Origin of the sequence: Mesorhizobium qingshengii (assembly GCF_027563465.1) — a bacterium.
In the GTDB taxonomy this organism is placed as follows: Bacteria; Pseudomonadota; Alphaproteobacteria; order Rhizobiales; family Rhizobiaceae; genus Mesorhizobium; species Mesorhizobium qingshengii_A.
The window spans coordinates 87,930-100,963 of record NZ_JAPFQA010000004.1 but is presented as its reverse complement, the minus strand read 5'-3'; the positions used below and the strand labels follow the sequence as shown (position 1 = coordinate 100,963).

At 63.0% G+C, this 13,034-nt stretch carries 14 protein-coding genes; 5 read left to right on the top strand and 9 right to left on the bottom strand.

All coding sequences use genetic code 11. From position 1 onward, the window contains the following. Positions 1-64 precede the first annotated feature (64 nt). A complete protein-coding gene (locus tag OOJ09_RS11765; protein ID WP_269905378.1) occupies positions 65-673 on the bottom strand; it encodes a flavin reductase family protein in 609 nt (202 codons plus the stop codon). Continuing rightward, positions 674-1,258 (bottom strand): nitroreductase family protein, encoded by a 585-nt coding sequence (locus OOJ09_RS11760; RefSeq protein ID WP_269905377.1) that lies wholly within the window; start codon positions 1,256-1,258, stop codon positions 674-676. It lies immediately after the preceding gene. Between the two features lie 156 nt (positions 1,259-1,414). Here OOJ09_RS11760 and OOJ09_RS11755 point away from each other — a divergent pair, with 156 nt between their 5' ends. Further along, the gene (locus OOJ09_RS11755) at positions 1,415-2,377 is read left to right on the top strand and encodes a hypothetical protein (RefSeq protein WP_269905376.1); all 963 of its coding nucleotides are present in this window, start codon (positions 1,415-1,417) and stop codon (positions 2,375-2,377) included. A gap of 75 nt (positions 2,378-2,452) precedes the next feature. Here OOJ09_RS11755 and OOJ09_RS11750 read toward each other — a convergent pair whose 3' ends face one another. The 5 genes from OOJ09_RS11750 to OOJ09_RS11730 form a co-directional block, all read right to left on the bottom strand. Further along, positions 2,453-3,391 carry a lysophospholipid acyltransferase family protein gene (locus OOJ09_RS11750; protein ID WP_269905375.1) on the bottom strand — a complete coding sequence of 313 codons (939 nt, stop codon included), beginning with the start codon at positions 3,389-3,391 and terminating at the stop codon, positions 2,453-2,455. A gap of 84 nt (positions 3,392-3,475) precedes the next feature. After that, positions 3,476-5,452, bottom strand: a complete 1,977-nt coding sequence (gene thrS, locus OOJ09_RS11745; protein ID WP_269905374.1) for a threonine--tRNA ligase — start codon at positions 5,450-5,452, stop codon at positions 3,476-3,478. A gap of 177 nt (positions 5,453-5,629) precedes the next feature. Continuing rightward, positions 5,630-6,457, bottom strand: coding sequence for a class D beta-lactamase (blaOXA, locus tag OOJ09_RS11740; protein ID WP_269905373.1), 828 nt, complete (start codon positions 6,455-6,457; stop codon positions 5,630-5,632). A gap of 146 nt (positions 6,458-6,603) precedes the next feature. Further along, positions 6,604-6,978: a membrane protein insertion efficiency factor YidD gene (yidD, locus tag OOJ09_RS11735; protein ID WP_269905372.1), complete on the bottom strand. Its 375-nt coding sequence runs from the start codon at positions 6,976-6,978 to the stop codon at positions 6,604-6,606. An 89-nt stretch (positions 6,979-7,067) separates the two neighbouring features. Then, a complete protein-coding gene (locus tag OOJ09_RS11730; protein ID WP_269905371.1) occupies positions 7,068-7,226 on the bottom strand; it encodes a hypothetical protein in 159 nt (52 codons plus the stop codon). Between the two features lie 90 nt (positions 7,227-7,316). On the opposite strand from OOJ09_RS11730, the gene OOJ09_RS11725 reads away from it, so the two are divergent. Then, positions 7,317-8,240 carry a LysR substrate-binding domain-containing protein gene (locus OOJ09_RS11725; RefSeq protein ID WP_269905370.1) on the top strand — a complete coding sequence of 308 codons (924 nt, stop codon included), beginning with the start codon at positions 7,317-7,319 and terminating at the stop codon, positions 8,238-8,240. On the opposite strand, the gene OOJ09_RS11720 is transcribed toward OOJ09_RS11725, so the two are convergent. Then, positions 8,237-8,683: an iron-sulfur cluster assembly scaffold protein gene (locus OOJ09_RS11720; RefSeq protein WP_269905369.1), complete on the bottom strand. Its 447-nt coding sequence runs from the start codon at positions 8,681-8,683 to the stop codon at positions 8,237-8,239. The genes OOJ09_RS11725 and OOJ09_RS11720 overlap by 4 nt on opposite strands. Before the next feature lie 240 nt (positions 8,684-8,923). On the opposite strand from OOJ09_RS11720, the gene folE reads away from it, so the two are divergent. From folE to OOJ09_RS11705, 3 genes are all read left to right on the top strand, one after another. Further along, a complete protein-coding gene (gene folE / locus OOJ09_RS11715) occupies positions 8,924-9,559 on the top strand; it encodes a GTP cyclohydrolase I FolE (RefSeq protein WP_091575232.1) in 636 nt (211 codons plus the stop codon). Positions 9,560-9,651: 92 nt separating this feature from the next. Then, positions 9,652-10,110, top strand: a complete 459-nt coding sequence (gene hisI / locus OOJ09_RS11710; protein ID WP_269905645.1) for a phosphoribosyl-AMP cyclohydrolase — start codon at positions 9,652-9,654, stop codon at positions 10,108-10,110. Positions 10,111-10,194: 84 nt separating this feature from the next. Continuing rightward, a complete protein-coding gene (locus OOJ09_RS11705; RefSeq protein ID WP_269905368.1) occupies positions 10,195-11,166 on the top strand; it encodes a patatin family protein in 972 nt (323 codons plus the stop codon). Positions 11,167-11,173: 7 nt separating this feature from the next. Here OOJ09_RS11705 and recJ read toward each other — a convergent pair whose 3' ends face one another. After that, complete coding sequence (gene recJ, locus OOJ09_RS11700) at positions 11,174-12,958, bottom strand: single-stranded-DNA-specific exonuclease RecJ (protein WP_269905367.1); 1,785 nt, start codon at positions 12,956-12,958, stop codon at positions 11,174-11,176. Between the last annotated feature and the right edge of the window lie 76 nt (positions 12,959-13,034).

Below are 13,034 nucleotides of genomic sequence, written 5' to 3'. Positions count from 1 at the left end.
CTGGAACCGCATACCGGCCTCCCCAACCGAAGCATTGGGATTGCGGACGGGGCCAAACCTGAAGTTAATCCTTGTCCCAATGCGGCCGGCGCATCGAAAACACCTCGGTGACACTGGCATAGTCCATGTAGCCGAGACGAGCGACATTGCCGGCCATGGTGATATCGAACAGGCCGTCTTTCAGGAAGGCATCGTCGATGTGCACGCCGACCACTTCGCCGGCGACAACGACTGCGCTCGTCGGCGTTCCATCGAGCGCCCTTGGCCGAAAGACCTCCGTCACCCGGCATTCGAGCGCCGCCGGTGCCGCCGCCACGCGTGGCGGCGCGACGAGGCGCGACGGCGCCATGGCAAGCTCGGCATAAACGAACTCATTGACGCCGCGCGGCGCGTTGACCGACGTGCGGTTCATCTTCTCCGCGAGGTCGCGACTGACGAGATTGGCGACGAACTCGCCGGTTTCCTGGGCGAAGGTAGCGCTGTCCTTCTCGCCTTCGGAGGAGAACCAGACGATGAAAGGCCGCGTCGAAACGGCGTTGAAGAAGGAGTATGGCGCCAGATTGATCTCGCCAGCCCCGCTCAGCGTCGAAATCCAGCCGATCGGACGCGGCGCCACGATCGCCTTCGACGGATCGTGCGGCAGCCCGTGGCCCTTTGACGGCTCGTAGAACATTCAGCCCACCCACGGCCCCGAATAGTCGCCGTAAAGCTTTGCCGGATCTGGCCGTGGCCGCTCCGGTGCCGGGCCAGCATAGGAGCCGATATGGACAAAGCCAATGACGCGCTCCTGAGGTGCCAGCCCCAGCAGCGCCCTGCCCTCCGGCACGTCGGAATACCAGTTGCTGATCATGTTGGTGCCATAACCCAGCGCGTTGGCCGATATCATCAGGTTCATCGCCGCCATGCCACCCGACAGGAACATCTCCCATTGCGGGATTTTTGGATTGTCCCTCGGGATCGACACGACGCCGATCACCAGCGGTGCGCGCGAGAACCGCGCCAGTTCCTGGTTGCGGCGGCCCTCCGGCAAAGGTCCTTCCCGCTGTTCGGCAAGGGCAGCAAGCTTCTTGCCGATCTCGACGCGCGCGTCGCCACGGTAGAGGATGAAGCGCCAGGGTTCGAGCCGGCCGTGGTCGGGCACACGTGAGGCGGCGGCGATCATCGTCGCGATGTCCGCGTCATTCGGCGCCGGCTCCTTGAGGTCCGGGATCGGTGCTGAATTTCGGGTCAGCAGGAAGTCGATGATCGGCGACGCCATGGGCGCAAGTCTCCTAGAACTCTTGTTTTGAGCTGAAGCGCGCCATCGGGAACACGGGCGGCTCGGGCATTGGCGCGGGCGGCGCCGGACGGAAGAGTCCTGTCGATCGGCTCTTAAGCCTTGAAATTGCCACCGCCATGGGCTTCAACGCAAGGCATGTTTGAGGGGACACTGCGTCTTTTCCTGGTCTGGCTCTGTGCCGCGCTGTTCATCGCGTCGGCTTCGATGGCTGTTGCACAGCAAAAGGACGGCGTCAGTGATCTGAAACTGCCCGGCATTTCGAGCTATGCGACGCCGAAAAGCGAAACATCGCTCGCGCTCGGAGGCGGCGGCGCCATCACGCTGTCCGCCCAGCTGACCGACAAGGGTTCCGACATCACCCGCGGCATCGTCTGGCGCGTCTTCAAGCCCGAAGCCGTCAACGGCAAATTGCCGATGGTTGCTTCCGCGCATGGCGGCACCGCCGTCTTCCAGCTCGAACCCGGCAGCTATCTGGTTCATGCCTCCTATGGCCGGGCCGGCGCCACCAAGCGCATCACCGTCGGCAAGGACACCAAGCGCGAAAACCTGGTGCTCGACGCCGGCGGGCTCAAACTTGACGCCGTGCTGTCCGGCGGGGTGCGCATCCCGCCCAAGAATCTGCGCTTCTCGATCTACGAAGGCCACGCCGAGCCCAATGGCGACCGCGCGCTGATCATCCCGGACGTCGAACCCAACACTGTCGTTCGGCTCAACGCCGGGATCTACCACGTCGTCTCGACCTATGGCGCGGTCAACGCGGTCATCCGCTCCGACATCCGCGTCGAGGCGGGCAAGCTGACGGAAGCCACCGTCGAGCACCACGCCGCCGAGATCACCCTGAAGCTGGTGCGCGAAACTGGTGGCGAGGCGATCGCCGACACGTCCTGGTCGCTGCTCAACGAATCCGGCGATCCGATCAAGGAAACCGTCGGCGCCTTCGCCTCGATGGTGCTCGCCGAGGGCGATTACACCATCATCGCCAAGAACCGCGATCGCATCTATCAGAAGGATTTTACGGTCGTGGCCGGACAGAACCAGGAAATCGAGGTCCTGGCCACCGAGGCAGCGGCGATGGACCCCGAGGAAGGCGCGGATTAGCCTTTTGCCGGACGTTTCCAAGCGGCAAATGCCGGTTTCCTTGACCTTGCGGTCCACCGTACGTGGATGCTGATTTCAGGCTGCCAGCCTGGTCCGCGCCGGCAGAAACGGAATCTTGCGACGCGCGATGATTGGCGCCAGATCGAAGACGCCGCGATGAAGGCGGTCGAGCAATGCCTTGCGGTCGCGCAGTGGTTCCAGTTCGCTCCAGCTCAGCACATCGCCGACGCGCACGTCGATCGCCTTGCCCGACAGCCGCGCGAATTCGTGGATGAGCAGCGAAATGCGCAGCGTCAGCGAGGCCTTGCCGACGAATTTCGCCACCCGGCCGTCGCGCTCGGCCATGTTCATGGGCCCGCTGACCAAATGGAACAGCCTGCCGTTCTGCCCGGAAAAATGCATCGGGATCACCGACGCCCTGGCGTCCTGGACGAGACGCGCCGGAAACATCTTCCATGGCAGGTCGCGCGCTCGGCCAAAGCCCTTCGGCGCGGTGGCGACACCACCGGCCGGAAACACCACGATGGTGACGCCTTCCTTCAGCAGCCGCACCGCCTCGTGGCGCACGGCCATGTTGTTTTTCAGCGCGTCCTTGGTCTCGGAAAAGTCGATCGGCAGCGAATAGGGTTCCATCTCGCGGATCTTGAGCAGGTCCTTGTGGATCATAACCCGGAACGGGCGCCCCAGTTGCTCGGCCAGCGAAAGCACGGCAATGCCGTCACCGATGCCGAACGGATGGTTGGCGACGATCACCAGCGGCGTATCCGGCAATTGTGCGGGCGGCCATTGATCGGCGGTCCGCACGCGGACGTCGATGAGCTCAAGCATGCGGCTGAACACGCGCTCGCCAGTCGGCACGACCTGGCGGCGCCAGAAATCGTAGAGCGCCGCATAGCGGTCGCGTCCTGACAGGCCTTCAATGGAATGGATGACCCAACGCGTCAGCGCCGGCTGCCGCGGATTGGCATAGGAAAGTTCGGGAAACGGTTTTTCGCGCGTCTTCAGCTTGAGCATGACTGGGCGTTACAATGTTGGCGTGACAAGGATATGAAAATGGCGGTGGATCGCTCCACCACCATGTCGTTAGGACTATGCGGATCAGGCAGCGCGTTTGCGCCGTCGGTCCGGTGTGATCGCTTCTTCGGTCAATTGTGCGATCGCCTCGGCAAGGCCAAGCGATTCCTGGTCGCGCGAGCCCAACCGACGCATGTTGACCGTCTGCTCTTCCGCCTCGCGCTTGCCGCAGACGAGGATGACCGGAACCTTGGCCAGCGAGTGTTCGCGGACCTTGTAGTTGATCTTCTCGTTGCGCAGATCCGCCTCCGCCAAAAGCCCGGCGGCCTTCAGTTTCGCCACCACCTCGGTGGCATAGCCGTCGGCGTCCGACGTGATCGTCGCCACCACCACCTGCAGCGGCGCGAACCACAGCGGGAAATGACCGGAATAGTTCTCGATCAGGATGCCGAGGAAGCGTTCCATCGAACCGCAGATGGCGCGATGCACCATCACCGGCTGCTTCTTCTCGGAATCCGAGCCGATGTAGAAAGCGCCAAAGCGCTCCGGCAGATTGAAGTCGACCTGCGTCGTGCCGCATTGCCATTCGCGGCCGATGGCATCCTTCAGCACATACTCGAATTTCGGTCCGTAGAAGGCGCCCTCGCCCGGATTGATCGAGGTCTTGATCCGATTGCCGGACCTAGCCCTGATCGTCTCCAGCACGCTGCCCATGATCGCTTCGGCGTGGTCCCACGCCTCGTCGGTGCCGACGCGCTTGTCCGGTCGCGTCGACAGCTTGACGCTGATTTCGTCAAAACCGAAATCGGCATAGGTCGACAGGATCAGGTCGTTGATGCGCAGGCACTCCGACGCCAGCTGCTCCTCGGTGCAGAAGATATGCGCATCGTCCTGCGTGAAGCCGCGCACGCGCATCAGCCCGTGCAGCGCGCCCGATGGTTCATAGCGATGCACATTGCCGAATTCCGCCAGCTTTACAGGCAGATCGCGGTAGGATTTTAGTCCATGCTTGAAAATCTGCACATGGCCCGGACAGTTCATCGGCTTCAGCGCGAAGACACGGTCGTCGTCGGTATCGTCGCCGGCGACCGTCACCTTGAACATGGCGTCGCGATACCAGCCCCAGTGGCCTGACGTTTCCCACAGGCTCTTGTCGAGCACTTGCGGCGCGTTGACCTCCTGATAGCCCTGCTCGTCGAGGCGGCGGCGCATGTAGTTGACCAGGTTCTGGAACATCCTCCAGCCCTTGGCGTGCCAGAAGACGACGCCCGGCCCCTCTTCCTGGAAATGGAACAGGTCCATCTCGCGGCCAAGCTTCCTGTGGTCGCGCTTCTCGGCCTCCTCCAGCATCGTCTGGTAGGCGTCGAGCTGTGCCTGGTCGGCCCAGGCTGTGCCGTAGATGCGCGTCAGCATCGGGTTGTTGCTGTCACCGCGCCAATAGGCGCCGGCCACCTTCATCAGCTTGAAGGCGCTGCCGATCTGGCCGGTCGAAGCCATGTGCGGGCCGCGGCAGAGATCGAACCAGCCGCCCTGCGCATAGATCTTGAGATCCTGGTCCTCGGGAATGGCGTCGATCAGTTCCAGCTTGTAGCGCTCGCCCTTGTCGGCGAAGACCTTCTTCGCCTTGTCGCGCGACCAGACCTCCTTGGTGAACGGCTTGTTGCGCGCGATTATCTCGCGCATCTTCTTCTCGATCACCGGAAAGTCGTCGGGTGTGAACGGCTCGTTGCGGGCGAAATCGTAGTAGAACCCGTTCTCGATCACCGGCCCGATCGTCACCTGCGTCCCCGGCCACAGTTCCTGCACGGCTTCCGCCAGCACGTGGGCGGCGTCGTGGCGAATGAGTTCCAGCGCGCGCGGATCGTCGCGGGTGACGATCTCGACCTTGCCGGACTTGCCGAGCGGGTCGGAAAGGTCGCGCACGACGCCGTCGATGCTATAGGCGACCGCCTTCTTGGCCAGCGACTTCGAGATCGATTCGGCCAGGCCAGCGCCGGTCATCGCCGCGTCGTAATCGCGGACGGAGCCATCGGGAAATGTCAGGGAAACGGAATTCAGCATGGGTATCTCCTATCCAGTCCCGCAAACGAGCGCGGGTGGTTAAAACGCAGGTCGCCCAAAACTGCGTAGCGGTCTTGGCGCGACGACATGCATAGGGCAAGAGCCGGTTGCATCCGGCGGCGGCTGTCTTTTATGAGCAGTTTCCGCCGCCGTAAAGCCGGCTTGAGCCTCACATCTTCATTTGATGAGCCGCGGCAGGTCTTTCAGGAATCCGGCCCGCGTCTTGAGGCCCTTGGGCATGTCGGTCCGTTTCGTGTCGACAACGAGCCTTGCGAACACAATCTGGCGGCCGTCCTTTTGCGCCCAGCCGACGAACCAGCCGAGCGAGCGCTTGTCCTGGATCTTGTCGGCATCATTAGCCAGCCTGGTGCTGCCGGTCTTGCCTTGCACCCTCCAGGCCTCCGCCTGGAAGGTCGGGACTATGGCATTGGTCATGTCATAAGCCTTGGCCGAAACCGGCAGCTTGCGGGCAAGCAGCTTGCGCAGGAAGTCGACCTGCTCGGCCGGTGTGATCTTGAGCGAGGAATTCACCCAGGATTGGGTCAGCCCATCATTCTTGCCGGGGTTGCCGGAAACGTCGGCGTTGCCGTAGTCGAACTTCGAGACATAGCCGGCAAGCCTCTCCGGCCCAAGCCGGCGGGTGATTTCACGCGAGTACCAGAGGATCGAATCTTTTTCCCAGACGGTGGGATCGACGGTCTTCTGATCCCGCCTCACCGCGTTGAACTCGGCCTTGTAGTCCCAGCTCGGCGTGTGCGCGTCACTCAGGATGCCGGCATCATAGCCGATCAGCGACAGCGGCACCTTGAACGTCGACGCCGGGCTGAACCGCTGGTCGCATACTCCTTCCTGGTAGAGCGTCTTGCCGCTCGCCGCGTCGGCGATCAGCGTGCATTGGAGATCCCCCAGCGGCGCCGATTGAGCGCGCATCGGAAATCCCAGCAACCAGGCAAGCAGGAACAGGATTCCGGCCAAGATGAAGGGAAGACGGTCGACGTTGCGCATGTGATGCTCGCTCCAGAGGGGGTTCGCGAGCGGCTTAGCGAGGTCTCTTGTCTCGAATTTGTCTCAAATGCGCAGTCTTTGTGCAGGCTTGCGTTAACCCTACCGGATCGTAAATGCGCACTGTCGCCGAGGCTTGACCGGCGCCGTCAGCTCTGCGCTTTGCCGTGCTTGCTGCCGATCCGCCAGTAGCGCCAGGGCATGAACCAGACATAACGATTCGCCAGCGCCTCCGGCACAAGGTCGATGCCATGCGTGCCGAATGGCCCGCAGCGCAGCACCCGGAAAAAACCCATCCAGCCGCCGGCCCACAGGCCATGGCGGGCGATTGCCTCATGCGCATATTCGGAACAGGTCGGCAGGTGCCGGCATGAATTGCCGACAAAGCCGGACAGCGTCAGCTGGTAAAGGCGCACGAGCGACGTGCCGAGGACACGGCCCGGCGTCTTGCGCCACGGGCCGGGCCAGTTGCGGCCGCGCCTCGGCCGTCCGACGATATGCGCATGCCCATGTTGGTCGCGCACCGCATTCTCCGTATCGCGTTTCCGAACGGATAGATGTGGACTTCGGCCGCGGAACGCAATCCCCGTCCCACCCGTTGGTGTCGTCCGCTTCAGGGTCTCGAACGACGAAAGGGATGTTGTCCGGCCGAAGGCGCCCGGCGGACAGGACTGGCCGGCTCTTCACGGCGCTTTGCCTGCTGCTGTCCGTCACGCCATTGAAACGTCGCGACCCGCATGACATCGCCAAGGATGCTCAGGAACTGGATCATGGTCGGTCTCCTTTGACGCGATTAGACCGCCACTGGCTCTCGCCTTCAAACGAGTATAATTTCCACTACGGATAATCTGAGGTTATGCGAATGAAGCGTGGGCGCTTGCCGCTGACGGCATTGAGGAGTTTCGAGGCGGCGGGCCGGCATCTGAGCTTCAGCAGGGCCGCCGAGGAGCTTTTTGTCTCGCAGGCGGCGATCAGCCGGCAAATCCGCGAGCTCGAGATCTTCCTGCGTCAGCCCCTGTTCGAACGTCACCACCGCCGCGTCGACCTGACCGATGCAGGCCGGCGCCTGCTCGCCCAATTGGTCCGGAGTTTTGACGACATCGACAGACTGCTTTCGCAATTGGTCACGGTCCCTGCGCAGTCCGTGGTTCGCGTCAGCGTCGAACCCTCACTTGCATCCGTGTGGCTCGTGCCACGGCTCAATCGATTTCGCGAATTGCGACCCGATATCGACGTTTCCCTCGAAGTCGATCCAAGGCTGATCGAGTTCCGTAGCGATCAGCCCGAACTTGCCTTGCGCTTCAGCGCGCACGCCGCCTCGTGGCCACACAGTGAGGCTGAGCGACTTGCCTCGACAGTCGATTCGCCGGTTCTGTCGCCGGCGCTGCTCGCCTCGGGTCCTGCCCTCGGGAAGCCGATCGACCTTGGTCGCTACACGCTTTTGCACGAGGAAAACCGGCAGGGTTGGGCGCGCTGGTTCGAAGCAGCCGGTGTGCCCGCCGATGCCGTGCCCGCGCGCGGTCCCATGCTGGCGGATGCGTCGCTTTCAAAGCAGGCCGCCCTTCTCGGGCATGGCGTGGCGCTGGGCGATCTCTTGCAGATCGGCGAGGAAATCGCATCCGGCGCCCTGATCAAGCCGTTCGACATCGACGTCGCCTCCGGCGCTTATTGGCTGGTGGCCAGGAGTTTGGGGGATCTATCGGAGCCGGCCGCGGCCTTCGCCGACTGGATCCGCGGCGAATTTGCCGAAAGCCGGCGCGCGCGGAATTTGGGAGATCCGGCCTAAGCTGCTTCTTCGGCGCGCTTCTTCTCGATCTGGGCGATCGCGTCGACCACGGCGTCGAAGGTCAGCATGGTCGAGGCATGGCGCGCCTTGTAGTCGCGCACCGGCTCCAGATACTTCAGGTCGGCGAAGCGGCCGTCAGGCGGAGCGCCATTTTCCTTCAGCATTTTCAGCATGGTGTCGCGCACCGCGCGCAATTCTTCGGCGCTCGCGCCGACGACATGCTGCGCCATGATCGAGGATGACGCCTGGCCGAGCGCACAGGCCTTCACGTCATGGGCGAAGTCGGTGACCACGCCATCCGCCATCTTGAGGTCGACGGTGACGGTCGAACCGCACAGCTTGGAATGCGCCTTCGCGGTCGCGTCGGGATGGTCGAGCCGGCCGATGCGCGCGATGTTTCCGGCAAAACCCAGAATTTTCGCATTGTAGACGTCGTTGATCATTATTTTCCAATCCGTCGCCGCCAAGCGAACAGCGATTGCCGCTGCCGTGTCTTCCTTTCGCTCGTCATGACCATATATAATGCTGGCAGTCCGGTATCGACAAGGCAGCGAGAGCCAGCGTTCTTGCCGGAAAGTTCACGCCGCTTACGGGGCTGGAAACTGGGCGAGTTTCCGACACCGAAAGGTCGTGGTCCGTTCAACTCGTTCCTCCGCAGAGAGGAACTACGGGAGACGCCTTTTATGGATGCCGTCATCAAGAAACTCATGCCCCAGTCCGCCTACATGGAAAAACCGGTCACCGACCGACCGAGCGAAGCTGAAGTCGAGGCTGCCGTGCGCACGCTCTTGCGCTGGACCGGCGACAATCCGGACCGTGAGGGGCTCGTCGACACGCCGAAACGCGTGGCCAAGGCCTATCGCGAAATGTTTGGCGGCTATGACATGTGCCCGGCCGAGGAACTCGGCCGCACCTTCGAGGAGGTCGCCGGCTATGACGACCTGGTCATCGTCAAGGACATAAGTTTCCATTCGCATTGCGAGCACCACATGGTGCCGATCATCGGCAAGGCGCATGTCGGCTATCTGCCGGACGGCAAGGTCGTTGGCCTGTCCAAGATCGCGCGCGTCGTTGATATCTTCGCCCATCGCCTGCAGACGCAGGAAGCACTGACCGCGCAGATCGCAGGCGTCATCCAGGATGTGCTCAATCCCCGTGGCGTTGCCGTCATGATCGAGGCCGAGCACATGTGCATGGCGATGCGCGGCATCCGCAAGCAGGGTTCCACCACCCTCACCTCGACCTTCACCGGCGTCTTCAAGGACACTCCCGATGAGCAGGTTCGTTTCGTCACCATGGTGCGCGGCGGCGGAGTCTGATCGGTCCCCGCCGGCTTCGCCAGACCATGATCCCGAAAAGTGGAGACCGGTTTTCGAAAAAGATCATGGTCAAACAAGAAAATGAACCGGCGATGTCGGCACTGGAATTTCCGAAAGCTCCATCAGACAAGAAAGCGCTGGAGGAAGGCACTATCCTCTCGCCGCGCTTTGATGCCGCCGGCCTTGTCACCGTGGTCGTCACCGATGCCGAAGATGGCATGCTGTTGATGGTGGCGCACATGAATGCGCAGGCGCTGGGGCTGACGCTGGAAACCGGCATCGCCCACTACTGGTCGCGCTCGCGCAATGCTCTTTGGAAGAAGGGCGAAACCTCGGGCAATTTCCAGCATGTCGTCGAGATGCGCACCGACTGCGATCAGGATGCATTGTGGCTGCGCGTCAAAGTGTTGGGCCACGACGCAACCTGTCACACCGGTCGGCGTTCATGCTTTTATCGGACGGTGGGGCTGACCGAAGGCAAGGCGACGCTTGCCGGCGACGGCAGCAAGCCGCTGTTCGATGCGGAAAGCACGTATCGGAAGCCTTTGTGAACCATTCAATATTCACAAACCACTCATATTCACTATTCTCAAACGTACTTCCTGTAGAAAGGGAGTGGGACAAGGGAGATTATGATGCTCGAGTGGGCGTCATTGCGTAACAGACCAGACGTTCGGGAAGCCAATGGCCTCTCTTCGTCCGGCGGCGCGTACGAACCAAAACCTGCAAAGAAAACAGGAATTTCGCTCGCCTTGGGTGGTGGTTGCGCCCGAGGCTGGGCCCATATCGGCGTGCTGCGCGCGCTTGATGAAGCCGGTATCGAGCTCTCGATGATCGCCGGCACTTCGATCGGCGCGCTGGTCGGCGGCTGTTATCTCGCCGGCAAGCTGGATGAGCTGGAAGACTTCGCCCGCAGCCTGACCAGACGGCGCATCTTCGGGCTGCTCGACCTCAATCTGCGCGGCAGCGGCCTGTTCGGCGGCATGAAGCTGGACGCCCGGCTGCGTGAACATGTGGCCGGTGTTCGCTTCGAGGATCTGCCCAAGCCCTTCGTCGCAGTCACGTCCGAGATCCGCACCGGCCATGAAATCTGGCTGTCGAGCGGTTCGCTGATCACCGCCATGCGCGCTTCCTATGCGCTGCCTGGCGTGTTCGAGCCGGTGAACTGCAACGGCCGCGTGCTGGTCGACGGTGCATTGGTCAACCCGGTTCCGGTTTCGGTCTGCCGCGCCTATGAGCAGCCGCTCGTTGTGGCGGTCAACCTTCACTATGATCTGTTCGGCCGCGCCGCGGTCATCAAGCACAGCGCCGGCGAGCTGGTCGTCGAAAAGGACGCGCCGAGGCCCGGCCAAGTCGACACGGACCGCCAGTCCCGCGAGACACGGCTCGGCATTACCGGCGTCATGGTCGAAGCCTTCAACATCATCCAGGACCGCATTTCGCGCGCCAGGCTTGCCGGCGATCCGCCTGACATGTCGCTGCAGCCGAAGCTCAGCCATATCGGCCTGACCGAATTCCATCGCGCCGACGAGGCGATCCGCCTCGGCTATGAGGCAACGATGGCGCAGATCGGCGAACTGACACGGCTGCAGACCGTTCTCGCCTGATCAAACCCTACGCTCGGGCCGCGTCGACAATGCGAAATTGCACCGTGCGGTTGCCGTTCCAGTAGTTGCCTGACAGCGAGCCGGCGACATGCACCGTCTTGCCTCGGTTCTTGAACAGGAATTCGCCAAGCGCCGTATCGACGGCGCGGAAAGCGATCGCTTGGATGCGGCCGCCACTTTCCGACTGCAAGTCGACGCGAATGTGGTTGGTGCCGACCGGCCTGGCGTCGGCCAGCCGATGACGCGGCAACACAAAGACGGGTGCCGCATGCCCGGCACCGAATGGTCCCGCCTTCTCCAGCGCGTCGAGCAAACCGACCGTCGCGCCTTCGGCGGCCAGCGCGCCATCGATCGCCAGGCTTTCCTCGCCTTGCAGCCGGAACACATCGGCGGCCGCCCGCTCTTCGAAAAACGCCCTGAGCTCGCCAAGTCTCGAGCGCTCCACCGTGATTCCCGCCGCCATGCCATGGCCGCCACCCTTGACGATCAGGCCGGCATCGGCGGCCTCTCGCACCAATCGGCCGAGGTCGAAACCCGATACCGATCGGCCCGAACCGGTGCCGACGCCGTTGGCATTGAAGGCGATGGCGAAGGCCGGCCGCCGCGCGTGATCCTTCAGCCGTGAGGCGAGCAGGCCGACAATGCCCGGATGCCAGTTGTTGCTGGCGGTGACGACGATCGCCGGTCCATTGCCACCGGCAAGCTCGGCATCGGCCTCGGCGCGCGCCGCCGCCAGCATCTCCTGCTCCATCAGCTGCCGCTCCTGATTGAGCCGGTCGAGCGTTTCGGCGATGGTGCGCGCTTCGACCGGATCGTCTGTGGCAAGCAGGCGGCTGCCAAGTGCCGCATCGCCAATGCGCCCGCCGGCATTGATGCGCGGGCCGATGAGATAGGCCAGGTGGAAGGTGCTGATCGGCTCGCCGATACGCGAGACCCGGGCCAGTGCCGCCAGCCCTTCGTTCTTTTGCTGGCGCGCCATTTGCAGCCCCTTGACCACGAAGGCGCGGTTGACGCCGATGAGCGGCACCACGTCGCAGACGGTCGCAAGTGCCGCCAGATCGAGCAGAGAAAGCAGGTCCGGCAGCCCAGCGTCGGCCATACGGCCACGCAGGATCTTCGCCGTCTGCACAAGGGCGAGGAAGACGACGCCGGCGGCGCACAGATGGCCCTGCCCGGAAAGGTCGTCGTCACGATTGGGATTGACGACAGCGATTGCCGCCGGCAACGGACCGCCGACCTGATGGTGATCGAGCACGACGACATCGGCGCCGGCCGCATTGGCCGCATCGATGGAAGCGGCGCTGTTGGTGCCGCAATCGACAGTGACGATCAGTGTCGCGCCGCGCGAAACGAGTTCGCGCATGGCGTCCGGATTGGGACCATAGCCTTCGAAAATGCGATCCGGGATATAGATTTCCGACGGCACCGAGAAATGTGCGAGAAAACGCTTCAGCAAGGCCGACGAGGCGGCGCCGTCGACGTCATAGTCGCCGAAGATCGCCACCTTCTCCCTGGCTATCACCGCGGCGGCGATGCGGGCCGCCGCCCTGTCCATGTCGGTCAGCGATGTCGGATCGGGCAAAAGGTCGCGGATCGTCGGATCGAGAAACCGCTCGGTCTGCTCGGCGGTGACGCCGCGACCGGCAAGCACGCGCGCGACAATGTCGGGCACGCCATGGCCTTGCGCGATGGCGAGCGCAACCATGTCCTGCCGCTCGGTCAGCCGGTGCTCCCAGGAGATGCCGGTAGCCGACTGTCTGACGTCGAGGAAGAGGCGCCGTTCGCCGGTCATGCGGTTTGCCAACTCATGTATGGCCGCAGGATAGGCCAAAGGCAGGCAAAGCCAAGCGGTTCGCGGTGATGGGAAA

Bases quoted from the DNA above. Each gene is read 5' to 3' on its own strand.
- OOJ09_RS11765 (WP_269905378.1), bottom strand. From the start codon at position 673: ATGTTCTACGAGCCGTCAAAGGGCCACGGGCTGCCGCACGATCCGTCG.
- OOJ09_RS11760 (WP_269905377.1), bottom strand. From the start codon at position 1,258: ATGGCGTCGCCGATCATCGACTTCCTGCTGACCCGAAATTCAGCACCG.
- OOJ09_RS11755 (WP_269905376.1), top strand. From the start codon at position 1,415: ATGTTTGAGGGGACACTGCGTCTTTTCCTGGTCTGGCTCTGTGCCGCG.
- OOJ09_RS11750 (WP_269905375.1), bottom strand. From the start codon at position 3,391: ATGCTCAAGCTGAAGACGCGCGAAAAACCGTTTCCCGAACTTTCCTAT.
- thrS (WP_269905374.1), bottom strand. From the start codon at position 5,452: ATGCTGAATTCCGTTTCCCTGACATTTCCCGATGGCTCCGTCCGCGAT.
- blaOXA (WP_269905373.1), bottom strand. From the start codon at position 6,457: ATGCGCAACGTCGACCGTCTTCCCTTCATCTTGGCCGGAATCCTGTTC.
- OOJ09_RS11730 (WP_269905371.1), bottom strand. From the start codon at position 7,226: ATGATCCAGTTCCTGAGCATCCTTGGCGATGTCATGCGGGTCGCGACG.
- OOJ09_RS11725 (WP_269905370.1), top strand. From the start codon at position 7,317: ATGAAGCGTGGGCGCTTGCCGCTGACGGCATTGAGGAGTTTCGAGGCG.
- OOJ09_RS11720 (WP_269905369.1), bottom strand. From the start codon at position 8,683: ATGATCAACGACGTCTACAATGCGAAAATTCTGGGTTTTGCCGGAAAC.
- folE (WP_091575232.1), top strand. From the start codon at position 8,924: ATGGATGCCGTCATCAAGAAACTCATGCCCCAGTCCGCCTACATGGAA.
- hisI (WP_269905645.1), top strand. From the start codon at position 9,652: ATGTCGGCACTGGAATTTCCGAAAGCTCCATCAGACAAGAAAGCGCTG.
- OOJ09_RS11705 (WP_269905368.1), top strand. From the start codon at position 10,195: ATGCTCGAGTGGGCGTCATTGCGTAACAGACCAGACGTTCGGGAAGCC.
- recJ (WP_269905367.1), bottom strand. From the start codon at position 12,958: ATGACCGGCGAACGGCGCCTCTTCCTCGACGTCAGACAGTCGGCTACC.